Origin of the sequence: Microbacterium saperdae, assembly GCF_006716345.1 — a bacterium.
In the GTDB taxonomy this organism is placed as follows: Bacteria; Actinomycetota; Actinomycetes; order Actinomycetales; family Microbacteriaceae; genus Microbacterium; species Microbacterium saperdae.
Map to the genome: position 1 here is coordinate 1,183,890 of NZ_VFOX01000001.1, position 23,543 is coordinate 1,207,432.

At 65.4% G+C, this 23,543-nt stretch carries 20 protein-coding genes; 9 read left to right on the forward strand and 11 right to left on the reverse strand.

Annotated elements, in window-relative coordinates; translation table 11 throughout:
* Positions 1–4: 4 nt before the first annotated feature.
* From FB560_RS05635 to FB560_RS05665, 7 genes are all read right to left on the reverse strand, one after another.
* Positions 5–1,768, reverse strand: a complete 1,764-nt coding sequence (locus FB560_RS05635) for an ABC transporter ATP-binding protein (RefSeq protein WP_141871461.1) — start codon at positions 1,766–1,768, stop codon at positions 5–7.
* Positions 1,768–3,534 carry an ABC transporter ATP-binding protein gene (locus FB560_RS05640; RefSeq protein ID WP_141871462.1) on the reverse strand — a complete coding sequence of 589 codons (1,767 nt, stop codon included), beginning with the start codon at positions 3,532–3,534 and terminating at the stop codon, positions 1,768–1,770. The genes FB560_RS05635 and FB560_RS05640 overlap by 1 nt, the downstream gene beginning before the upstream one ends.
* On the reverse strand, positions 3,531–4,331 hold the full coding sequence (locus FB560_RS05645) for an ABC transporter ATP-binding protein (protein ID WP_141871463.1): 801 nt from the start codon (positions 4,329–4,331) through the stop codon (positions 3,531–3,533). Before FB560_RS05645 ends, FB560_RS05640 begins: the two co-directional genes overlap by 4 nt.
* Positions 4,328–5,281, reverse strand: coding sequence for a FecCD family ABC transporter permease (locus FB560_RS05650; protein ID WP_229673398.1), 954 nt, complete (start codon positions 5,279–5,281; stop codon positions 4,328–4,330). The genes FB560_RS05645 and FB560_RS05650 overlap by 4 nt, the downstream gene beginning before the upstream one ends.
* A 35-nt stretch (positions 5,282–5,316) precedes the next feature.
* Entirely contained in the window at positions 5,317–6,306 is a 990-nt protein-coding gene (locus tag FB560_RS05655) for a FecCD family ABC transporter permease (RefSeq protein WP_170198060.1), read from the reverse strand.
* Between the two features lie 82 nt (positions 6,307–6,388).
* Complete coding sequence (locus FB560_RS05660; protein ID WP_141871466.1) at positions 6,389–7,414, reverse strand: ABC transporter substrate-binding protein; 1,026 nt, start codon at positions 7,412–7,414, stop codon at positions 6,389–6,391.
* A 108-nt stretch (positions 7,415–7,522) separates the two neighbouring features.
* Entirely contained in the window at positions 7,523–8,536 is a 1,014-nt protein-coding gene (locus tag FB560_RS05665; RefSeq protein ID WP_141871467.1) for an ABC transporter substrate-binding protein, read from the reverse strand.
* Between the two features lie 431 nt (positions 8,537–8,967).
* On the opposite strand from FB560_RS05665, the gene mobF reads away from it, so the two are divergent.
* Entirely contained in the window at positions 8,968–12,471 is a 3,504-nt protein-coding gene (gene mobF / locus FB560_RS05670; RefSeq protein ID WP_229673396.1) for a MobF family relaxase, read from the forward strand.
* A gap of 201 nt (positions 12,472–12,672) precedes the next feature.
* Positions 12,673–13,014: a hypothetical protein gene (locus tag FB560_RS05675; protein ID WP_141871468.1), complete on the forward strand. Its 342-nt coding sequence runs from the start codon at positions 12,673–12,675 to the stop codon at positions 13,012–13,014.
* 42 nt (positions 13,015–13,056) lie between these two features.
* On the opposite strand, the gene FB560_RS05680 is transcribed toward FB560_RS05675, so the two are convergent.
* Entirely contained in the window at positions 13,057–13,623 is a 567-nt protein-coding gene (locus tag FB560_RS05680; protein WP_141871469.1) for a hypothetical protein, read from the reverse strand.
* 377 nt (positions 13,624–14,000) lie between these two features.
* On the opposite strand from FB560_RS05680, the gene FB560_RS05685 reads away from it, so the two are divergent.
* The 5 genes from FB560_RS05685 (at position 14,001) to FB560_RS05705 (ending at position 19,478) form a co-directional block, all read left to right on the forward strand.
* Entirely contained in the window at positions 14,001–14,972 is a 972-nt protein-coding gene (locus tag FB560_RS05685) for a tyrosine-type recombinase/integrase (protein WP_267901900.1), read from the forward strand.
* A gap of 132 nt (positions 14,973–15,104) precedes the next feature.
* Positions 15,105–16,760, forward strand: a complete 1,656-nt coding sequence (locus tag FB560_RS05690; RefSeq protein WP_141871471.1) for an HsdM family class I SAM-dependent methyltransferase — start codon at positions 15,105–15,107, stop codon at positions 16,758–16,760.
* Complete coding sequence (locus FB560_RS05695) at positions 16,750–17,784, forward strand: hypothetical protein (RefSeq protein ID WP_141871472.1); 1,035 nt, start codon at positions 16,750–16,752, stop codon at positions 17,782–17,784. Before FB560_RS05690 ends, FB560_RS05695 begins: the two co-directional genes overlap by 11 nt.
* A gap of 230 nt (positions 17,785–18,014) precedes the next feature.
* Positions 18,015–18,800 carry a hypothetical protein gene (locus tag FB560_RS05700; RefSeq protein ID WP_141871473.1) on the forward strand — a complete coding sequence of 262 codons (786 nt, stop codon included), beginning with the start codon at positions 18,015–18,017 and terminating at the stop codon, positions 18,798–18,800.
* Positions 18,801–18,839: 39 nt separating this feature from the next.
* Positions 18,840–19,478, forward strand: coding sequence for a hypothetical protein (locus FB560_RS05705; RefSeq protein WP_141871474.1), 639 nt, complete (start codon positions 18,840–18,842; stop codon positions 19,476–19,478).
* A gap of 579 nt (positions 19,479–20,057) precedes the next feature.
* On the opposite strand, the gene FB560_RS05710 is transcribed toward FB560_RS05705, so the two are convergent.
* The gene (locus tag FB560_RS05710) at positions 20,058–20,564 is read right to left on the reverse strand and encodes a GNAT family N-acetyltransferase (RefSeq protein WP_141871475.1); all 507 of its coding nucleotides are present in this window, start codon (positions 20,562–20,564) and stop codon (positions 20,058–20,060) included.
* Positions 20,561–20,911, reverse strand: a complete 351-nt coding sequence (locus FB560_RS05715; protein WP_141871476.1) for an ArsR/SmtB family transcription factor — start codon at positions 20,909–20,911, stop codon at positions 20,561–20,563. Before FB560_RS05715 ends, FB560_RS05710 begins: the two co-directional genes overlap by 4 nt.
* 92 nt (positions 20,912–21,003) lie before the next feature.
* On the opposite strand from FB560_RS05715, the gene FB560_RS05720 reads away from it, so the two are divergent.
* Positions 21,004–22,365, forward strand: coding sequence for an NAD(P)-binding domain-containing protein (locus FB560_RS05720; RefSeq protein ID WP_141871477.1), 1,362 nt, complete (start codon positions 21,004–21,006; stop codon positions 22,363–22,365).
* Positions 22,359–22,781, forward strand: a complete 423-nt coding sequence (locus FB560_RS05725) for an arsenate reductase ArsC (RefSeq protein ID WP_141871478.1) — start codon at positions 22,359–22,361, stop codon at positions 22,779–22,781. The genes FB560_RS05720 and FB560_RS05725 overlap by 7 nt, the downstream gene beginning before the upstream one ends.
* 90 nt (positions 22,782–22,871) lie before the next feature.
* On the opposite strand, the gene FB560_RS05730 is transcribed toward FB560_RS05725, so the two are convergent.
* A complete protein-coding gene (locus FB560_RS05730; RefSeq protein ID WP_211349948.1) occupies positions 22,872–23,528 on the reverse strand; it encodes a family 16 glycoside hydrolase in 657 nt (218 codons plus the stop codon).
* Positions 23,529–23,543 lie beyond the last annotated feature (15 nt).

Sequence of the window (23,543 nt, forward strand, 5' to 3'; positions counted from 1 at the left end):
GGATTCAGTCCATCACATTCGCAGACTTCGATATGCGCCAGCCTTCGCTCTGGTTGCGGAGTCGCCAGAAGGTGGCGTAGGTGCCGTTCTGCGCGCGGAGCTCGTCGTGGGTGCCTTGCTCCACGATGCGGCCACGGTCCATGACGATGATGCGGTCGGCGGCCACGATGGGCGCGAGCCGGTGGGTGGTGAGGAGGATGGTCCGTTCTCTTCGAAGCGTCAGCAGGGTGCGCAGCACGAGGGTTTCTGTCTCGGGGTCCAGTGCGCTTGTGGGTTCGTCGAGGATGAGGATCGGCGCCGATGTGAGGAGCGCACGCGCGAGGGCGACTCGTTGCCGCTCGCCGCCGGAGAGCTGTCGCCCGCCGGCACCGACGGCGGTGTCCCAACGGTCCGGCAACGCGTCGAGAAGTGTTGTCAATCCTGTCTTCTCGGCGATGTCGTCGAGTTCGTCATCGCTGGCCGTGCGCCGGCCGATCGCGACGTTCTCCCGCAGTGTGCCCGCGAAGACCGCGCTCTCCTGAGTGACGAGGGCGATATGGGACCCGACCTGCTCGGCGTCCATTCCTCGCACGTCGAGACCGAGGACACGGATGGTGCCGGTTGCTGGGTCGAGGTGGCGGGAGAGCAGAGCGGCGAGCGTGCTCTTGCCGCTTCCGGAGCGGCCGACGACGGCGGTCAGGGAGCCCTCTTCGACCTGGAGCGTCACATCATCGAGCACCGTCGTCGTGCCGTAGGCGGCGCTCACGCCGACCGCGGTGAGGAGCGCCGCCGGTGGTACGTACCCCGCGGGTGTATCGACGGCGAGCGGGCGCTCCGAGAGAAGTGCATCGATCTCGTCGAGATGCGCGGTCGCCATTCGGAGCGCCGCCCCGTAGGTTCCGGCCTCACCGAGGGGGCGCAGCGCGAGGAACGCGGCGACCAGCGCGGCGAGGACGGTTCCTGCCCGATCGGCGGGTAGACCTCCGGATGCCGCCGTCCCGGCGACGACGAGGAGCACTATCAGGAAGGCGAGTTGCACGATGGAATGGGTCGAGGCGATTGCGGGGATGACGCTGAGCACCTGGGCGCGCTCAGCGCGGCGATGACGGTCGAACGCCGCGTTCAGTCGGTCTCTGCCGATGGATCCCGGCCGCCCGGTGCGCAGCGTCTCCTGCCCTTGAGCGAATTCGACGATGCGGTCTGAGAGCTCGGCTTCGCTGCGGTGCACGGCGCCGTCGCGCCGCGTTCCGACGCGTTGCGCCAAGAGCATTGCCGCCAGAGCGAGGAGAATGCTCGGCACGGTGACGACAGCGACGAGCGGATCAAGGATCGCGGTCCCGGCGATCACCGTCACCGGCACGATGATCGCGCGGATGAGCGGTGTGAGCTGGTGATTGGGCAGGCCGAGGACGGCGATCGATCCTCGGTTGAGCACGGAGGATGCGCGCCCGCGATGGGCGGCGGTGAACCAGCCGGGCGGAAGCATGGCGAGGTGGTCCGCGATGCGGCGACGGAGGGTGCCGAGCAGGTCGAGGGAGACGTCGAATCCGCGCAGCGTTGAGACGTAGCTCATCAACCCTGCAAGCATGGCGAGCAGGGCGCAGGCGACCGCCGCCGTGGTTGCCGCGCTGATGTCGTTGCGGAGCAGGGCGGACAGCGCAACAGCCCCGACGACGGTGGCGATGCCGATGACGATCGCGGTGAGCAGCGAGGCGACGAGGTAGCGCGTCATGAGTGAGGCGCGGCCCGCCCCGAGGAGTCTGCGGAAGCGGCGGACGATGGTGATCATCACTGTTCCCCTTCGGTGGGGTCTTCTGGTCGCATGAGCTGGGCGTTCCAGAGCCTGCGGTAGAGCCCTGTCTGTGCGAGCAATTGCTCGTGCGCGCCCTGCTGCACGATGCTGCCGGAGTCGAGCACGATGATGCTGTCGGCATCCGCGATGGTCTCGAGGCGGTGGGAGACGACGACCGTGGTGGTCCCTGGTGCTGCTGCGAGCAGCGAGGCGAGCCCGCGCTGCACGTCATGTTCGGTCTCGACGTCCACACGGGCGGTGGGCTCGTCCAGAACGAGGACGCGGGGCGGCAGGTAGGCCACCCGGGCGATGGCCAGTCGTTGCTGCTGCCCGCCGGAGAAGGTGTGCTCCTCACCGGCTATGGTTTCGGCGGCGCGCGGCAGAGCCTGAACGAACTCCTCTGCTGAGGCCGCACGCAGTGCTGCGGCGATTCGCTCCGGGTCAGGATCGGAGGTGAGCGTGATGTTCTCGGCGACGCTTGCCCGCAGCAGGTGGCTGTGCTGGCCGAGGTAGCCGATCGCCGAGCGTCGTGCGTCCCGATCGATGGCCGAGAGCGGGACATCTCCGATGTGCACGGACCCGGAGGAGGGGGTGATCAGTCCGACGATGATCCGGGCCAGCGTGGTCTTGCCCGCACCGCTGGGCCCGACGATCGCGACTTGGGCACCCTGAGCGATGCGTAGCGTGATGCGATCGAGGATCGGGGTGCCGTCACGTTCGTAGCTCACATCGTCCAGCGTGATGTCTGCGACCGGTGGAAAGGGCTCTGTGCCCCGCGCTTGCTCGCCAGGAGTGTCGAGGATGTCCTGGATGGCCTTGGCGGAACCGCGAGCCATCTGCAGGGAGCGGGAGTTGTCGGCGATGGCGGTCAGCGGCTGGGAGACGGAGAGGCCGAGGAGGGCGACGGGGATGAGCGCGAGCGGCGAGGTCCAGCCCGCGGCGACGAATGCCGTGCCGGAGCCGATCACGATGGCCAGGAGAGTGACCGGGGAGACGAGTTGCGCCTGCAGCGTCTCGGGTTGGATGAGTGGCTTGGCCCAGCTGAGGAAGTAGTCGACGAACCGGGTGTCAGCTCGCCGCAGGCGGGTGGTGAGCGCTCCGGCGCGGCCGAAGGAGCGCAGCAGCGGCACGGTGTCGAGGAACTCGGTGATCTCGATGCCGAGCGCTCCGGCTGCCGCACCGTAGCCTGGCATCTTCTCGGCGTTGACGGCCGACATCCGCCGCCCGAGGAACACGGCCGCCACGACGGGAACCGCCAGCACCAGCAAGAGCCGAACGTCGATGACAGCGATCGCTGCGGCGGCGAATCCGGGAGCAGCGATCGCTGCGGTGAGGTCGGTGTAGGAGTGCGCGACGAGATGGTGCATCTTCGTGACGTCGTCGGCGACCACTGTGCGGATGCCGCCCGCGGGGTGATCCTGGAACCACGAGAAGGGTGCGCGCTCCAGCGCGTCGGCGAGGCGGTGGCGGATGCCGTGGGCGAGGTCGGCGTCCGCCTGATGGGTGAGCACATCGGCGAGGATTCGCAGAGCGACCCCGCCGATCAGTCCCAGCGCGATGCCCACGAGCCATCCCCACGGCGCAGCCGACGTGACGAGCAGGGCGTCGGCGAGTCCTGCGACGGCGAGGAGGCCAGCGGTGGTGCACGCGCAGGAGAGCGCCGTGAGCGCGATGGCGGCTCGGACGCGCCAGCGGACGGGGCGGATCAGCTGGGCAACCTCCGCGGGCTGTGGTCGGAGGCGGGACTGCTGCGTCGCGTTCATCGTTCGTCTCCTCCCACGCGCGGGACGACCATCGGCGTGCCCGTGACCGGGTCGGGCACGATGAGCGCGTCGAGGCCGAAGGCGTTCTGCACCGTCTCAGTGGTGAGCACCGTGTCGGGGGTGCCCTGGGCGGCGATCCGCCCCTGGTCGAGGGCGACGATGTGGGTGGCGTATCGCGCAGCCTGATTCAGGTCGTGGAGTACGAGCACGAGGGTGCGTCCGGTGTCACGGTTGAGTCGTCGGCAGAGTTCGAGGAGTTCGTACTGATGGGCGATGTCGAGGAAGGTCGTGGGTTCGTCGAGCAGCATGAGGGGGGTGTCCTGTGCGAGCACCATCGCGATGAACGCGCGCTGGCGCTGCCCGCCGGAGAGTGAGCCCACGGGATGGTCGGTCGCCTCGGTGAGGCTCGTCTGGGCCAAGGCGAGAGCAACCTTCTCGTCGTCCTCGTCGCTCCAACGCTGGAAGGTGCCGCGGTGCGGATGGCGTCCCCGGCGCACGAGATCGCGAACGGTGATCCCGTCCGGCAGCAAGGGTTGTTGCGGCAGCACTGCGAGACGCTGCGCGGCCTGTTTCGTGGGCCACTCCTGGAGGTCCCTGCCATCGAGGAGCACACGTCCTGAACTCGGTCGGAGCACGCGTGCGAGCCCGCCCAGCAGAGTCGACTTGCCGCAGCCGTTGGGGCCGATGAACACGGTGACGGAGCCTGCGGGGATCTCCAGATCGAGGTCCTCGATGATCGGGCGTCCGCCATAGCCGAGTGTCACTCGTTGGGCGATCAGTGGGGCGGGGGTGTTCATGCTTTCTTCCTGGTTTCCGAGATCAGCAGCCATACGAGGTAGACACCGCCGACGCAGACTGTGAGCACGCCGACAGGCAGTTGGATGCCGGGGATGGCATGCATTGCGATGAGGTCCGAGGCCAGCAGCACGATCGACCCCGTGAGCATCACCGTCAGCGGCTGGGTCTGCCCCGCGCCGGTGATCCGGCGGGCGATCTGCGGTGCGGCGAGGGCGACGAAGGCGATGGGCCCGGTCACCGCGGTGGCCAGGGCCACGAGCACGACCCCACCGAGGACCATGCCCCACCGCAGGCGTTCGAGCGCGACTCCTGTGCCGATCGCGAGAGTGTCACCGAGCTCGAACTGGTGCATCGACCGGGTCATCGGCAGCACTGCGGCTATCGCAACGATGAGCAGCACCGCGGTCGGCGCTGCCTGCTCCCATCGCAGGCCGCTGAGCGAGCCGATGCCCCAGACACTGGCGGCACGGGCGACTTCCACTCGGGCGGTGAGCAGAAGGTAGCCGTTGAGCGAGGTGAGCAGAGCGCTGATCCCGATGCCGACGATCACGAGGCGGAATCCATCGAGCCCACCTCGGTAGGCGAGCAGGGTGACGACGATCGCGGTGATCAGGCCGCCCCCGACCGCGCCGGCCGCGAGAGCAGCGTATCCGCCGCCGAAGAACAGCAGCGACATCAGCGCCCCCGTGTAGGCGCCGGTGGAGAAGCCGATGACGTCTGGGCTTCCGAGCGGGTTGCGCGTCAGCGTCTGGAAGATCGCGCCGGCGAGGGCGAGCGCTGCACCGATGATGATCGCGCACAGGGTTTGCGGGAGGCGCCAGCTCAGGAGCACGAGTCGTTTGAGGCCGGTCTCCTGGCCGGTGAGGACGGCGATCATGTCGGCCATGGTGACCTGCACATCGCCGAGGGAGAGCGCGGCGAGGAACAAGATCACGAGCGTGGCGATCATGACGGGTAAGACCCACTGCACAGAACGCCGGGTGATCATCGCGGGACCCCGATCATCCGGCGCGCAAGCACGATGAGCAACGGTGCGCCGATCGCCGCTGTCACGAGGCCCACCGGGACTTCCCCTGACGGCAGGACGACGCGGGCGAGGATGTCAGCGGCGAGGAAGATGGCCGGGCCGATCACGATGGCGCCGGCGACGCTCCCGCCGAGTGAGGGGCCGACGAGCCGACGCGCAATATGCGCGACAACAAGTCCGAAGAAGAGGATCGGGCCCGCCGCGGCCGTCGCGGCACCGGCGAGCACAGCGACGGCGAGGATCGCGAGAGCGTTCGTGCGGCGGACATTCACCCCGAGAGAGACCGCTGTCGTATCGCCGGACGAGAGCATCCCCAGCCCTCGCAGCGAGAAGAGCGCGACGAGGAGTCCGGCCGCGACCAGCGGCGCGGTGACCGTCACCGCGGAAAGATCGGTGGTGGCGATGGATCCGGTGTTCCAGTCCCGCAGCCGCGCGAAGGCCGTCGGGAACACGATGGTCAGAGCAGTCGTGGCTCCGCTGAGCACTGCGCCCAGGGCGACACCCGTGAGGGTGAGCCGCACCACGGCGGTGCCCTGTGCTCCGGCCGTGCCGATGAGGAACACGATCGTCATCAGGACTCCCGCGCCGAGCAGCGCCCACCATACGAAGCTCGCAGGCGCCGCGGTCCCGGCGACCGTGATGGCGACGGCGACCGCGAAGGCCGCCCCAGCGTTCACACCGAGCACGCCGGGGTCACCGAGGGGGTTGCGGGTGACGGCCTGCGCGATGCAGCCGGCGACGCCGAACGCGCAGCCGGCGAGGATCGCCACCAGGGTTCGCGGCAGACGCAGCTCCGCGACGATGACGTGCGCCGCGGAACCGTCGAAGGCGAACAGCGCAGGCAGCACATCGACAGGGCCGGCCTTCCCGGCACCGATGCACAGACTCGCCCCGGCGAGCAGGACGACGATCAGCGCCGTGGCGGCCACGATCAACGGTCGTCGCACATCATCTCCTTGGATCGGGTGGTCTCGGGCAAGGCGATGACGTCGCCAGGCGCGAATGCGCCGGGCGACATCATGGCCCCGGTCAGGAGCCGATCGCGGCCTGCAGGGCGTCCCACCGCTCGATGGCGTCGTCGATCGTGCCGAGGGGGGCAGAGACGCCGCTCGTGAGGATGGTCTCGATGTCGTCCAGCACCCACCACGTGCCGAGAGCGAAGTTCGCCGACCACAGCTCGCCATTGGCAAGGAACACGCGATCGTTCTGTGCCGCGGAGAGCGTCGAGAAGGTCGGCAGCGCCTGCACGGCAGCGGCGTTGTAGATCGAGCCGTCCATCAGCACGACCGTGTCGGCGTCATGCTCGGGCAGTTCCTCCGCCGAGAACATCACAGCGGTCGTCGACGCACCTGAGGGAACACCATCGACCTCGACCTGTGGGCGCGTGAACCCGACGGCTTCGAGGGTGAGCGACATCGGGTTGATCATCGCCGGGGAGTAGTAGATGTCCTGGAACGACCCGAGCACGGAGATCGAGCCGATATCACTGCCTGCTTCGGCGGTCACGGCATCGAGCTTCTTCTGCAGCGCGGTGGCGACGGCATCCGCCTGCTCCTCGCGCTGGAACGCCTGCCCGGTGAGCTCGAGCATCTCCTGCCACGGCTTCTCGTAGGGCAGCACGATCGTCGGGGCGATCTCGCTGAAGCTCGGGTAGGTCTCCTCGATCGTCGCACCCGGTGTCGTGAGCACGATGAGATCGGGCTCCTCGGCGGCGATCGCCTCGAAGTCGGGCTCCAGGATCATCGTCGGCGCAGCGATGAGCTCGACGCCTTCCTCTTCGAGGATGACCGCGCCCACCTCACTGCTGAGCCCACCGAACACGACGTCCGGAACCACACCGATCTCCATCATGTTGAGGGCCGCGTACTCGTCGAGCACCACAATCTTGCCCGGGTTCACCGGCACGTTCTCCGTCGTGCCCGCCTCGTGGGTGACCGAATAGGTGTCGGCGGAGGGCTCGGCGGTCTCCGAGGAGTCGGGGCCGGCTGAACAGCCCGCGAGGAGGAGGGCCGAGATGGCGGCGGCAGCGAGGAGCTGTGGTGAACGGAGGCGCATGATGCTGTGGAACCCTTCTGAGAAGCCGACTTATGAGCCGCGCATATCGAAATAGCTTAGGCCTACCTTACCTAACGTTCGATCTCTGCATGTCGCTAGCCGGGCGGATCACCCAATCGCGGCTCGGAGCGCGCGCCAGCGATCGACGGCGTCATCGATAGTTCCCAGACCCGTCTCTCCAGCGAGGATCATCTCGAGATCATCCAGTAGCCACCATGTGCCCAACGCGAAGTTTCCGGACCACAGCTCGCCATTGGCTACATACGCTCTCCCTTCCCTGACTGCCGTGAGCGAGTTGAAGGTCGGCAGCGCCTGAACGGCCTCAGCGTTGTACACAGAGCCAGAAAGCACCACTACCGCATCAGCCTCGTGCTCCGGCAGCTCCTCCGGGCTCCACGGCACAGTGGAAGTGGAGAAACCCGAGGCTTCCGCCTCTCCCTCGACCGGCGGTCGCGTGAAGCCAGCCTGCTGCAGTGTCACCGAGAGAGGATTGGTGATGACCGGGGAGTAATAGAAGTCCTGGAAAGCAGCGAGAACGGCCATGCTTCCACGGGTGCCGGGGATCGCTAGCACGTCATCGAGGCGTTGCTGCAACGCAGCGCGGGTCACCTCCGCCTCCGCCTCACGATGGAACGTCTCACCGACGACCTGCAGCATCTCCTGCCACGGCTTCTCGTATGGCAGTACGATCGTCGGCGCAATCTCGCTGAAGCTCGGAAAGCTCTCCGCGATCGACTCTCCTGGATCGGTCAGGACGATCAAGTCAGGTTCCTGCGCAGCGACAGCCTCGAAGTCCGGCTCGAGGATCATCGTCGGCGCCGCAATGAGGTTCACCCCCTCCTCCTTGAGAACGACGGCACCCACCTCGCTGCTGAGCCCACCAAAGACGACATCCGGAACCACACCGACGTCCAGCATGTTCAATGCCGCGTACTCGTCGAGCACCACAATCCTCTGTGGATGCACCGGCACGTCCGTCGTCGCCCCCGCCTCATGGGCGACGCTGTAGGTGTCGTTGGACAACTTCTCCGACTCAGGCGCGACCGCACACGACGAAAGCAGTGAACCTGCTACTCCCGCGCCCACCGCAGCCGCGACCACCCTTACCCGAACAGCCTTCATTACTCAGCTCCGCACTATCGATAACGATTATCACTATTACTATAGGCGCATCTCATAAGCGTGTCGTGCGGTCCAGACGGCTGCGGCCATTCCATGCTCATGTCACGGTGCGCTGACACGGAACGCGCTCAACGGCCGCGAGCTGTCCATCACACCGGAGAGTTCCGGAGCAGGTGAAGATCGCCCACGCCGCTACTCGTCTCCTCCGCTCACGAACAAGACAGCACGCAGGGCTACCCGCGGAGGTGAAATCACAACCAAGCAGCATGCAGCGGGTGCCACCCCTGCTCGCGGCTATGGACCAGGCGCATGCCGTCGCTTCTCCGAAGAGCGCTGTCGGCATGAAACTCTGTGCGGCATGCGTCGCAAGGGACACCGCCGTCTTCGGCGTAGTCAGCGGAAGAGTCGTCGCGTACCTGAGGGGTGTGACGGTGTCGATCAGGGTGATGACGGCCGGTGATGGATACCGGTACCTGCTGAACTCTGTCGTCACCGGAGACGGCGACCGTGACGCCGCCTCCGTGCTGACGAGGTACTACCTCGAGTCGGGAACACCCTCTGGCGCCTGGATTGGGGCTGGGCTTCCTGGTCTCTCGGGCGACATTGCCGCTGGTGCCCTCGTGAGTGAGGAGCAGTTGCGGCGGCTGATGGGCCACGGGCAGGACCCGAACAGCGGTGAGCAGCTGGGGCGTCCGTACCGGAAGTTCGCGACCGCAGCGGAACGTGTCGATCGTCGACAAGGCAAGCTCTCTGACTCGCTTACTGACGAGGAGCGTGCGACCCAGACCGCGCTGATCGAGGCCGAGGAAGCGGCGAAGCCAACGGGCGCGCCGGTGGCGGGATTCGATCTGACGTTCTCGGTTCCGAAGTCCGTCTCCACGCTGTGGGCGGTCGCTGACGTAGGCACGCAGGCGCTGATCACCCAGGCTCATCACGCGGCGATCCAAGATGTGATTGAGCTGTTCGAGCGTGATGTCGCGATGACCCGGATCGGCGCGAAAGGGCCGCGGGGCGCAGTCGCCCAGGTCGAAGTCCAGGGTGTGATCGCGGCAGCGTACGACCACTACGACTCCAGAGCATCGGATCCGCAGCTCCACACCCATGTGGTGATCGCGAATCGGGTGCAGGCCGTTCATGACTGGAAGTGGCGGACCCTCGACTCTCGGGCGATCCATGCTGCGGTGACGGGGCTGTCGGAGCATTACAACGCGGTCCTCTCCGACCATCTCACCCAGGTGCTCGGCGTGGGATGGGAGGTGCGCGAGCGGGGTGCGGGCAGGTCGACGGCGTGGGAGATCGCCGGTGTGCCGCAGGAGCTGATGGATGAGTTCTCGTCCCGCACCCGTGATATCGAGCAGGTCAAGGACCGCCTCGTCGCCGACTACGTGGCCAAGCATGGGCGGCAGCCGTCGCCGAAGTTGCTGTGGCAGTTCCGGCAACAGGCCACTTTGGAGACCCGGCCCCCGAAGCATCACCACTCGCTGAGCGGCCTCACCACCGGCTGGCGTAAGCGTGCGACCGAGCTTCTCGGGGAGGATGCTCCGACGTGGGCCACAACGCTGCTGACCGGGAGCGTTGGGGAGCCGCTGCTGCGCGCGGACGACATCCCTCTCGGCGATCTCGATCAGGTTGCCGAGGTCGTGGTGGCGCGGGTGAGTGATCGGCGGGCGACGTGGAAACGATGGAACCTGCATGCGGAGGTTGTCCGGCAGACGATGGGACTCCGGTTCGCGTCCGCGACCGACCGCGACCACATCACTCAGCAGATCGTCGACGCCGCAGAAAGCGCGTCTCTGCGGCTGACTCCGCCGGAGCTGGCGTCGAGCCCGCCGAACTTCCGCCGCATGGACGGGACGAGCGTGTTCCGCCCGAAAGCAGCGACCGTGTTCTCCTCCGAACAGCTGCTCGCTGCCGAAGACCGCCTCCTCACCGCGTCGAACAACAGGAGCGCTCCGACCGTGCCCCTCACGTGGGTCGAGCAGGCCGCGCGGAGGAAGAACCGAGACGGCCACACGTTGTCACCGGATCAGGAGCGGGCGATCGCGAAGATCGGCGTCTCTGCCCGTACCCTTGACGTCCTCGTCGGCCCCGCGGGGACGGGGAAGACCACGACGATGTCCGCGTTGCGGCGGGCGTGGGAGAAACGCCACGGCACTGGCTCCGTGATCGGTCTGGCACCGTCTGCTGCTGCCGCTGATGTCCTGGCCGGGGATTTGGGGATCTCGACGGAGAACACGGCGAAGTGGCTCCACGAACACCGCCACGGCAACTGGAACCTCACACCCGGTCAACTCGTCATCATCGACGAAGCCTCCCTCGCCGGAACCCTCGCCCTCGACACCATCACCACCCACGCCACCGAGGCCGGCGCGAAGGTACTCCTTGTCGGCGACTGGGCGCAGCTCGCGGCCGTGGATGCGGGTGGGGCGTTCGGAATGGTCGTCCGCGACCGGGACGATACCCCGGAGCTGAATGATGTGCGCCGGTTCCGCAACGAGTGGGAGAAACACGCCTCCCTCGGCCTGCGCATCGGCGACACCGACGTCATCGACACCTACCTCGACCACGACCGCATCACCCCAGGCGGCTACGAGGACATCCTCGAACAGGCATACCAGGCGTGGCGCGCCGACCAAGCCGAAGGGAAAGCATCGGTGTTGATTGCGGAGACCCTCGACACCGTCTCCGAGCTCAACACCCGCGCCCGCACCGACCGCATTCTCGCCGGTGACGTCGCCCTCGACGGCGTACGGCTCCATGACGGGAACGAGGCTTCCCGTGGCGACCTGGTCATCACCCGGAAGAACGATCGGCGACTCTCGCTGGGCCGCGGGTGGGTGAAGAACGGCGACCGGTGGACCGTCACCCAAGCTCACGACGATGGTTCCCTGACCGTCCGCCGCGCCCACTCGAAGTGGCGGACCACCATCACGCTGCCCGCTGCATACGTTGCCGCGAACGTGGAGCTGGGATACGCGATCACCGCCCACCGTGCGCAGGGCTCCACCGTCGATACCGCGCACGCGATCGTGCACTCACCCGAGATGACCCGCGAGTCCCTGTATGTGGCGATGACCCGCGGCCGGGAGTCCAACCGGGCCTACATCGCGACCGACGAGCATCACCTCGAAGAACACCAGCATCGGGATGACCTGCAGATGACTGCTCGGAGCATCCTCTACAGCATCCTGCAGCACGTCGGTGCCGAGCAGTCCGCACACGAGACCATCACCGCGGAGCAGGACATTTGGGGGTCACTCGGCCAACTGGCTGCCGAGTACGACACCATCGCCCAGGAAGCGCAGCAGGACCGGTGGGTTACCCTCCTCGAACACGGCGGCCTCACCCCACAGACGATCGACGAACTTGTCGAGGCAGAGTCGTTCGGGATCCTCACCACCGAACTGCGCCGCCTCGAAGCAGACGGCCACGACATCGACGATCTCCTGCCACGCATCACCCGCGCCGGCGGCCTCGACGGGGTGGAGGACCTCGGCTCGCTGCTGCGGTACCGGATCCAGAAGGTCGCCGCCACCTACCAGCCCTCAACTCGTCGGGGGTCACTGATCGCCGGCCTCGTCCCGCGCGCGACCGGCATCACCGACCCGGCCATGCGGCAAGCGCTCCACGAACGGGAACAGCTCATGAACCAACGCCTCGACACGCTCACCGCGAAGGCGATCGAACAAGCTGCGCCCTGGCTGGAGACCCTCAGCGATCTCGCCCCGGAAGCGCAAGCTGGAGCGGTGCGTGCGGTCGTCGCGTATCGCGACCGGTGGGGCATCACCTCCACCACCCCTCTTGGACCCGTGCCCAGTGATGACGCGCAGAGGGTCGACTACGAACGCACCCGCGGACTCATCACGAACCACCAGCCCGACCCGCACGACACGGCACCCGGAGCTCCGCACAGGCGCAGCGGCCGAACCTTGTGATCGTCACCGACCGCCCGGCGTGGATTGTGCTTCCGTTGCTGAGCGGTCGCCGGTATCCTGATGGTGGCAGGAGCAACCACACGCCAAGCCCCCAGGATCTACAAGGGGCGACGCAGACCGTTCGAGAAGAATCTCGGGCACTCAACCACTCAGGACCAGCCACACCGCAATAGTCCTGCGTGCGAAAGTGAGGCCCACATCATGCTCCTGAACAGGCTCTGGAACGCCAGCATCCACACCCGCGTCTTCTTGCGCCGCTGGATGCCCACCAACATTCTCCTCGACCGGCTCCGCACCAGAACCGGACTGAAATGGGGTGTCCCCGCGATGCTCCTCGGTGTCGTCTACCTCCTCATCGCCGCCACCTGCACCGGCCTCATCGAGCAGGGATGGAGCAAATGGCTCCACCCCATGTTCTTCCTCGCTCTGTGGAACGGGCTGAAGTTCCTCTTCTTCGGTCCGTGGAGCCTCGTGCTGCTGGTTCGTGCGCGGGTGCGTGAGATGCGAGTGCACGGCAGCGCCGGGCACACCAAGCCCGTGTAGTGCGGCAGTTTTCACCGCGGCTTTCTGTACCCGGCCACAGTTTTATGCGTCCGAACCCGAGTCGTAGAACGGGCGCACGCCATCCACCCAGTCAGGAGTTTCGATGCTCTCGGAGCGAGGGACTTCGGTTGGCCAGTTCTTGAGAAACCAATACTCGGCAGATTCAAGTGGCGCCCATAGAGGCCGGTCCTGGACGTGCCGCTGGTACCACTCTGCCCGCTGAGTGTAACGACTGGCAGTCGGCCTGGTCGTGAGCTTGGACCACGTCCAGTCAGTCAGCCCGGCGAAGTCGTACGGCAAATCCTTGAAAGGGCTGGGAGCATCAACACGCCTCGCACGATGCGTCTTCTCCCCGCGCACGAACATCAGCCCACCGACCACCTCGCCTGCAGTCGACGCGAGCAGAGCGTCGTCTTGCTTCATGTTCTTCTGGATGTCCTTGGCAATGATGTATGCCTCGAAGAGGTCGTATGCAGCGTCGAGACCCCAGTTCGCGGCAACCGCCACAGCCTCGACATCACGAGAGTGGCGCAGCTCCTTCAACAAGCCCGCCGCCCACATGAGCGATCGCAGACGGATCCGGTACATCGCCTCAAGATCCCCATCCATAAAAGAAACGTTACTGCGAGCACTTCGAGGACAACTCCGCTGAACCAGGGCTCCCTTACGCGAGGGGGCGTTTCTCACTCGCCAGACTGGACGGATGCACCAACAACTCCACAGCGACCACCACGCCGTCTCCTTCCGCATCAACTCCACAATGGAGGTGGCCATCCGTGGCTAGACCTCGCACCCCGATCGGAACCTTCGGCATCATCAGCACTCGCCGCACAGACGGCGGACGTTACGTCGCCCGCACCCGGTACCGCGACTGGGATGGCAAAAGTCGACACGTCCAGGTCACCGGTGCGACCCGGCCCGCCGCAGAACGGTCGCTGAAGAAGAAACTCGTTGAACGTGACCTCTTCCACCCAGGCTTCTCCGGGATGAGCGCAGACAGTTCCTTTCCTGCGCTTGTGTCTTATTGGCTCGAAGACATGGATCTCGAAGATCGTCTCTCGCCAACGACGAGGCTGCTGTACGAGCGCAACATGCGCACCCTCGTTCTACCCTTCTTCAAGGACGTCACACTTCGGGAGATCGGGGTGGCCCGCTGCGACTACTTCCTCAAGCAGCTCGCGAAGCAGAGCTACAACCGCGCACGCCAAGCCCGAGTCGTCCTCCGCCTCGCGCTCGGCCTCGCCGTTCGGCACGAGATTCTTCCGCGCAACCCGATGGATCATGTCTCCCGTCTCCGACGCCCCGCACGCATCCCTGACGTGTTCACCTGGGACGATCTCAAAGCCATCCGCGCAGGCATCAGCGCTTGGGAACAGCGCCCGATCAAGTCGGGTCCGAAACCGGACGGGCAACTCGGCCAGATCGTGGAAGTCATGCTCGGCACCTCAGCACGCATCGGCGAGCTCCTCGCGATACGCCTCGGAGACCTCGACCTCGAGCCCCCGATCCCGTCGCTACGGATCTCCGGAACGATCGTCAGCCGGAAGGAAGAACACACGCACCGGCAGGATCACCCCAAGACAGCCCGATCCGTCCGTCGCGTCGCCCTGCCCGGCTTCGCGCTCCGAGCGATCCAGGAGCGCCTCCGCAAGATTCGTTTCACCCACCCAGACGCGTTGCTGTTCTCCACCCGCATCGGGACACCACACACGACCAACAACATCCGCAGGCAGCTTCGCGACGTGATGGAGAAAGCCGGGGTTACTGACGTCACCCCGCACCGATTCCGCCGCACCGCAGCGACCGCGATCAACGAGATCGGGGGGCTACAGCTCGCCTCCGAGCTCCTCGGGCATAGCGACCCCTCGATCACTCGCGAGCACTACATCCGTCGCAACGAGACCGTGAACCCGATCACCGCGGACTTCCTGGAGCAAGCGTTCGGAAGACCAGCGTGACGGCACGGCAGACCGCGGCCAGGGCGCGAGACGGCGTGTCTCGCCACGCGACCTGGCGGTTTCGGTGGGGGAGAGCACGCCATGCTGGGTAGCATCCCCGTGTCTGTCGGGGGTGTACGACAGAATGGAGGCATGCTTGAAACCGCCGCACCTCCTGCCGACACGGCAGAACTACGCAAAGCTCGCGGCGCGTTCTTCACGCCCGATGCGATAACGCGCTATGTGACCGACTGGGCGATCCGAAGCTCAACGGACACCGTCCTCGAACCCTCCGCTGGTGATGCGGCGTTCCTCGTCCAAGCAGTGCGCCGCCTCCACGAGCACGGCGCTGACACGCCCGCCGTCGACGGCGTGGAGATCCACGAGCACAGCGCCGCAGTCGCGCACCGTCGGGTTGAGGAAGCCGGGGGCAGCCCGAACATCACGGTGAGCGACTTCTTCCTCGTCGAACCAGAAGCCCGTTACTCCGTCGTGGTCGGCAATCCGCCCTACATCCGCTACCAGGACTTCACCGGCGAGTCTCGAACCAGATCACGCGCAGCAGCCCTGAAAGCCGGGGTCTCTCTGACCGCGCTGGCATCAAGCTGGGCCGCGTTCACGGTCCACTCCGCCCTCTTCCTGAAGGACGGCGGGCGGATGGGGCTCGTACTCCCCGCAGAACTTCTCAGCGTGAACTACGCGGCGGCTGTTCGACAGTTCCTCTTCGACCGATTCCGCAGCGTTGAACTCGTTCTGTTCGCCGAACAGGTTTTTCCCGAAGCGGAAGCCGATGTCGTGCTGCTCCTCGCAGACGGGTTTAACGAAGGTCCCACTGATCACGCGACGATCTACCAGGCTCAAGACGCCGATGCTCTCGCGTCTCTGAGTGGTTCGCTTACCTGGAAACCTACAGATCCATCAGCGAAGTGGACGGGACTGTTGGTAGACCCTGACGCGGTGGAGCCCCTTCGCACGCTCCGAGCAGAAGGCCATTTCACGAGCCTTGACACCTGGGGTGACACCACTCTTGGAATGGTCACTGGCAATAACCGGTACTTCGCACTCTCACCGGCACGAGTCAAAGAGCTCGGTATTCCTCGCAAAGACCTCGTGCGGCTCTCGCCGCCAGGCAGCTCCCATCTCAGAGGCCTTGAACTCTCCAGCAGCGCGATGATCAAGCTCGGGCAGCAAGGCAAATCTACCTGGCTGTTCCGCCCAGCCGACAGGCCGTCTCCAGCTGCCCAGGCATACATCGACACCGGACATCTCGCGGGTGTCGACGAAGCATACAAGTGCCGGGTGCGGAACCCGTGGTATCGAGTGCCGCTGCTGCCACCCGCCGACTTGCTGCTGACATGCATGAACGCCGACACCCCGAGACTCACGACAAACACCGCAGGCGCGCACCACCTCAACTCCGTCCACGGTGTCTACCTCGACGAGCAAAACCGGGAGCTGGGGCGCGACCTCCTGCCTATCGCGAGCCTCAACTCGGTCACTCTTCTCAACGCCGAAATGGTGGGACGCGCGTATGGGGGAGGGATTCTCAAGCTCGAGCCACGCGAGGCCGACGTCTGGGCCATGCCCTCACCCGCACACGTACAAGCTCGCGCCGAGCAACTGCGTCTCATCAAGCAGGACGTCACGAAGCTCCTCCAACAAGGAGACCTCATCGCAGCAGTCAAACTCGTCGACGACGTCCTGCTCGTGGATCCCGAGCTCGTTACAGAATCCGAACTCGACCATGTGCGAGACGCCCACGCCGCCTTGGCTGGCCGACGCCAAGCAAGGGGACGAAGTGGCCACTGAACCATCGACAAAGGCGAAAGCGTGGGCGATTTTTGATCGCATCGTCGCTGATGCCGCCCCCAGCGGGGAGCACAGCAACCCTTGGGTCAAAGACGAGGGTGGAGCTCTCTCTTATGAGCCCGACTACGACACGCTCATCAAGCTTCTCGGAGTCCCGCTCTACCTGAAAGCCCCCACCACGACGGGCGTACCCGCTCTCGCGTTGGACGTCTGGCTTTCGTATGAGCTCCGTCGCTCCGGGTTCGATGCCGATGCCGCTTGGCCGCGTCCTTCGGCACCGCGAATCTTGCCTGGCCCCATCGTGAGCCTGCTCAACAAGGTCACAGCCAAGGAACGCGATGCGCTCTGGAAGAGACTTCAGGCAAAGACACCACCCACCGGAGCAGCTGCCTCCTCGGCGAACATCCTTGGCAAGAACTATCTCAAGCAGGTCGACGTCGTCATGTCGAACTGGGCAGCAGGACCAGAGCTCCTCATAAGCACAAAACGGATGGACTCCAGCTTCGGCAAGAACGCTGCCAACCGGGTCGAAGAATCATACGGCGATGCGAAGAACCTCCGTCTCCGCCACCCTCTCGCCGCACTCGGCTTCGTCTACGGGCTCCGATCAACCATCTTCGACGAGTCGCCCGACAAGGCGGAATGGCTCATCGACCTGCTCCAGAAGCTTGGACGAGAAGATGACGCCTACCACGCGGTCTGCCTCATCGTCATTGAGTACGGCAGTCACCTCTCCGTTGAAGAATCGGATGATGATCAGGGCGATGGCGAAGATCCACTCGCCGAGGCAGGTGTCGACGGCAGCGAAGACTCAGACGACGACATCGAAGAACATGTCGAGCAGTCGGATGTCGAGGTGGCACTATCAAGCCTTCCTCCGGTGCACCTTCCTTGGGGCAAGGTGCCGGTTGATTTACGACCCGACCGATTCATCGCTGAAATGGTCCGCCGAGTGATCGACGCAACTCCAGTGAACATGCACACAGAGGCCCGTTCCCGGCGTGCTCGAGCTTCACTCCGGTAATAATCACGAATGTTGCGAGGATGACACGGCAGTGCTGAAAGCTACTATGAGCCTTACTGGGTGCTTTTGTGCCCGAGCAGTGCCTTGTACATCGCTGTTGATGTATATCCCCGCCGTGGGGCAAACCGATTGGAAGTGAATTGGCTAGAAAACGTACCCAGATGAGAAGCGTCGCGGCTTACTCGATTCATGGTCGAGACGCGTCTGGAGTAATTGATTACCCAGAGTTCGTGAATGTGGTCGCAGATCTTGCTTCCGCGCGCGAGAGCCGCAAGGTCGTGCTCGGACAGGTTGTCGCAGTGACGCAGACCAGCCGCATCAGCGAGGACGTCACGGCTCTGAGGTTCATCTCTGGCAGTGAAGATCAGGTGCCGGTCTTCTACAACGAACGGACTGGCTCCGAAGAGTCGGTCGAACGAGATGAAGGCGTATTTGCGGTCGCGGTCTGGGCGATTTTCAACACGACCTCGCGCCTCGTTGCGATTGAACGTAAACGGCCAGGCGTCTCCACCGCAATCATCGAACGATACCTGCAGGCTCTTGGGCGAGATGCCGGTTATGACAGGCTGACGATCGACCTCAATCAAGTCACCTCCGAGGAGTTTGATAGGGCGGTTCAAGAACTCGAGACGGTCAAGAAGGTAACCGTTGCCGTTAACCAGCCCAACTTGGACTGGTCAGACGACAGCAACGAAATTCATAAATATGCTGAAGAATCCAGTGCAGCAAGTGCTCGCGTTGAACTTGTCGCACCAAGGGGTGAGGGCCTTTCAAAGAAGAAGGGTATTGTGCAGGACATTTTGGGTCTTGCTCGCAAGAAGATTTCCTCGCTGAAGAACGTCGTCGTTGTCGGCCAAGCTCCCGGTGAAGCCGGGAACAAGACGATCAACCTTGAGAGGTATGCAAGGAAGACCCAGGTTGAGGTTGAGCGAGGAGCTACCGCGTTCGAGGAGCTCGATGCGATCAGGGAGTCCTCTTTGGAAATGATCGCAGAAGACGAAGGTGCAACTGCGTAGTCAATTCCGTTGCTCATCGCGCAACCAAGGAGGTGGGGCATGGGAAAAAAGCGGACGCAAGGTTTCTGGAGTGGAGAAGTTTGGGGAAGGCGTAAACAACTCCTGAAGGATCCCGCGCTCTGGGTCTCTTTGGTTCTCGCATGCGTTACAGGCCTTATAGCGCCATTTATTCCGCTCGGTGCACTGTATGTTCAGGACCTAGCGAATTATGCACTCCTCTATGCTGCGCTGAGTTTTGGAGCTGCGATCGCTGGGGCGGGTATCGCGTTGGGTGTTCCTGGTGATAAACGTGTTCGCAGGTGGTCAAATCTGAAGCCTCAAGGGTCCAGGTACTCCGCTTTTCAGAATTTGCTTTTCACCTTCGCCTGGTCGGCAATGATCCAGATCGGTCTGGTCTTAGTTTCTTTTCTGGCGATCGCGTTCGGGACGGGGTTCGCAGTAATCCCACTCGGAGTTGCGTTTTCTGACGCCTGGTTTCACTACTTCGTGGTTTATCTAGCGTTTTGGCTTTGGTGGTATGCATTGTTCGAGCTATCGGCCGTAGTGAGGATTTTCATGCAGGTTGCTGGCGCGATCGTAAAGGAGAATGTGTTGAACGTTGATGAGGGGGGCAAAGAAGAGTCGGCTACCGGCGGAGGGCCGGAAGCGAAGAAGTCTCTCATCTTGCCGCATGATTAGTGTGAGATTCGGGACAGGCGATTGCTCGCGTCCAGGGTTCGCAGTCCCGACTGTCGCGACCCACGATCGCGGAGCACGCCTTCCCAGTGCGGAGACCTTCGGCGGTGTCTCCGTAAACCCCACGTAAACCCTGACGAATCTGTCAATGGCTACCAAGAGCCGGGACCTGGCCGGGACCTGATGCATGCAAACCGTGCAATCCATGACGTGAAACTGGGCCGTTTGAGTAGCAGAGAAGCCCAGAAAATCAACGATCTGGGCTGAACCGTCTACCTGGGGGTTCAGCGGTCGTAGAGCAGGTTGTGTAGGGGCCCGTTCTGGATTTTTCACCTGGTGAGGTGCTGATTCTTGCTGTCCTAGGGGCTCGCAGTTTGAAGGAAAAGACGCGGCTTCCGGGACCGGATCGGGACCACGGGCACTCTGACGCACTTGACCGCGAGTCACTCTTGTTCGCGCGACACGCTCTCGTCGTGGTTGGTCGCGTGGTGCTGCCGGGCCTAGGCGCTGTCAGGAGCGTGCAGCAATTCGGCCGGGGCTCCGACTCCTGAACTCTCATCTGTGTGGGTTCGGTCGCGCTGTTCACGTGGTGCGCCGGCGTTCGATGAGCACGGTGTCTCGCCAGGTTCCGGCGAGTGGCCCGTAGGTCATGAGGACGATGCGTTCGCGGGTGCCGACGGTGCGGAATCCGTGCTGGTGGTGCAGGCGCAGGCTGGCGGTGTTCTCGGGGAACAGCGAGGACTGGATGGTCCAGATGCCTGCCTGGTCGGCGGCGTCGATGAACGCGGTCAGGAGCCGTCCGCCGACCCCGCGCCCACGAGCGGTATCGGCCACGTAGATGGAGTGCTCGACCACTCCACAGTATACGCGCCTGGCCGACACCAGAGAGGCGGCGGCCCACCCGATCACCGCGCCCGCGTCGTCGGCGGCGACCAGCCGTGGGACGGGAACCTTGCCAGTGTCGAACGCTTCCCGGCTGGGTGGTTCGGCTTCGAAGGTGGCGTGCCCGGTCGCGATGCCCTCGGCGTAGATGCGCTCCACATCGGGCCAGTCCGCCGGGATCATCGGGCGGATGACGATGTGGCTCATCGCGGCAGCAGGGTCCGGGCCGCGGTCTCCAGCGCGCCGCCTGTGACGCGGTAGTAGGCCCACTTGCCGCGCTGCTCGCGAGTCGCCAGTCCCGCGTCGACGAGCTGCTTCATGTGATGCGACACGGTCGGTTGAGACAGCCCCACCGGGTCGGTGAGGTCACACACGCACAGCTCACCGTCGGTGCTGGCTGCGATCAGCGACAGCAGCCGCACCCTGGTCGGGTCGCCGAGCGCCTTGAACACCTTCGCGATCTGCTGCGCGTCGGCCTCGTCCAGCGCGCCGCCGGTCACGGTCGCGCAGCACGCGCCGGCGTCCTGGTCGAGCAGCGGGAGGATCGTGGTCATGCATACCATCCTGCCAGACGTATTGACATGTGTCGATGCATCGAGCACGCTCAATACATCGATGGTCTTCAATGCGAGAGGTGGGTCAGGTAATGGCGAATCGGGTGACGGTGGATCGTCCGGTGGTGGTGATCGGCGCGGGCCCGCAGGGGCTTGCGGCAGCGGCGCACCTGGTGGAGCGCGGCCTTGAGCCGCTGGTGCTGGAAGCCGGGGATGGCACTGCGGCGGCGGTATCGGAGTGGGGGCACGTCCGGCTGTTCTCGCAGTGGCCCGAGCTGGCCGACCCCGCCGCTGCCCGGATGCTCGCCCCGACCGGATGGACGGCCCCGACATCGGGGTACCCGACCGGCGCCGAGTGGGTCTCCGGCTACCTCGCGCCCCTCGCGAAGGCACTCGGCGACCGGGTGCGCTACGGGGCGCGGGTGGTCGGCGTGGGACGGAAGGGCCGGGACTTGCTCGTGGACGCTGGCCGGGCGGAGCAGCCGTTCCTCGTCCACGTGCGCGATGGCGCCGGCATCGAGTCGCGGATCGAGGCTCGCGCGGTCATGGACGCGTCCGGCACCTGGGGCACACCGAACCCCGCGGGTGCGGACGGCCTGCCCGCGCTCGGAGAGCACGCCGCCGCTGACGCGGGTCTGCTGACCTACCGCATCCCCGCGTTCGAAGGCGCCGCCGAGCTCGCGGGGCGGCACGTGGTCGTGGTCGGGAACGGGCACTCCGCAGCCACCGCGATCACCGAGCTGGGCCGGATCGCCCGCGCACACCCCGACACACGGATCACCTGGGTGCTGCGGCGCGGCACCGTGGGCACCACCTTCGGCGGCGGCGACGCCGACGAACTCCCCGCCCGCGGCGCGCTCGGACAGCGAGCCAAGGCCGCCGTCACCGACAAACTGGTCGACCTCGTCACCGGGTTCCGCACCGAACGCATCGACCTCACCGGCGGCCAGGCGGTGCTCGCCGCTGAGGACGGCCGGACCCTCGACCCCGCCGATCGGATCGTGGTGCTGACCGGGTTCCGGCCCGACCTTTCGTTCCTCTCCGAGGTGCGGCTGGAGCTGGACTACCGGATGCAAGCCCCGGTTCGGATCGCGGCGGACATCGATCCGAACACCCACTCGTGCGGGTCCGTGCGCGCCACCGGCGCGGCCGACCTCGCCCAGCCCGAGCCCGGCTTCTACATCGTCGGCGCGAAGTCCTACGGGAGAGCCCCGACGTTTCTCGCCCTCACCGGCTACGAGCAGGTCCGCTCCATCGCCGCGGAGCTGGCCGGCGACCGCGGCGCCGCCAGTCGGGTCGAGCTGGTCCTGCCCGACACCGGTGTCTGCGGCGGCTCCGGCGTGTTCGACACCAGCACCCCGACCGGGTCCTGCTGCGCCGCGCCCGGGCTCCAGCCGGTCAGCGTCGGCCTCGCGCCCGTCGCGGCGGCAGTCCCGGCGGAAGGAGAATGCTGACCATGACTCGGCCGAGCGTGCTGTTCATGTGCGTCCACAACGCGGGCCGGTCGCAAATGGCCGCCGGTTACCTGCAAGCGTTCGCCGGGGACCGGATCGAGGTCCGCTCCGCCGGTTCCCAGCCCGCCGAGCACGTCAACCCCGTCGCGGTCGAGGCGATGGCTGAGGATGGCATCGACATCACCGGCGCACAGCCCAGGGTCATCACCCCCGAAGCTGTCGAAGCATCCACGGTCGTGGTCACGATGGGCTGCGGCGACGAATGCCCCTACTATCCCGGCGTCCGCTACCTCGACTGGCAACTCGACGACCCCGCCGGACTCAGCATCGAAGCCGTGCGCCCCATCCGCGACGGCATAAGACACCGCGTCCAGATCCTCGTCGCCGAACTACTCGACCAGTCCACAGCACCGTGAGAACGTGAGCTCCGTGAACACCCCCAGGTGTCCCTGGTGAAGCGGCGATCTCTGGGGGCCTGCGTCAGCGTGTTCGGGGCGTGTGCGAGCTCACGTCGGGGTGCTGACCGTGAGCCGGGAGAAGAAGGCCTCAGTGCCGATGTCGACGAACAGCCCAACGGTTCCTGAGTGTGGCGGTATGAGCGGGCGATCGATGTCGAGCACCTCGACGTCGTTGACGGTGGCGGTGATCTGGGCTTCGCCGATGTCGACTCGGAGGGTGTTCCATTCGTCGGGGCCGATGTCGGCGCCGGCCTCATGGGGTCCGTCGGGCCGCTCGGTGCGTAGCCGGTCGAAGGGCCAGTCCGGGTAGGCGAAGTACTGGATCGCCCGCTGGTCACGGGGAGTGGGCGGGTTGACCTTCCTGCCGTTCAACGGCCGAAGGTAGACCGATTGGAACGCGGAGGCGTCCTCCTGCACGTGGAAGACGATGCCGGCGAACGCGCGGGAGGGGAAGTCGGTCTTGCCGTTGAGACGGGAGAGGATGTCGACCTCGATCACCCCGGTACGCAGCGTCACGGGCAGTTCGACGAACGTGGCCTGATCCACGTAGTCGACGCCCGGCGTGCCGTGCGCGGTGATGTCATCGGTCAGCTCGACGCGCAGCGCTGTGCGTCCGGCGATGGGCGCGGGCCGTCCGGTCACGGAGCGCAGTCGTGCCCCCTCTGGCAGTTCGGTCAACGGCGAAGTGAACGTCGGCATGGTCATGGGGCGCTCCTTGGG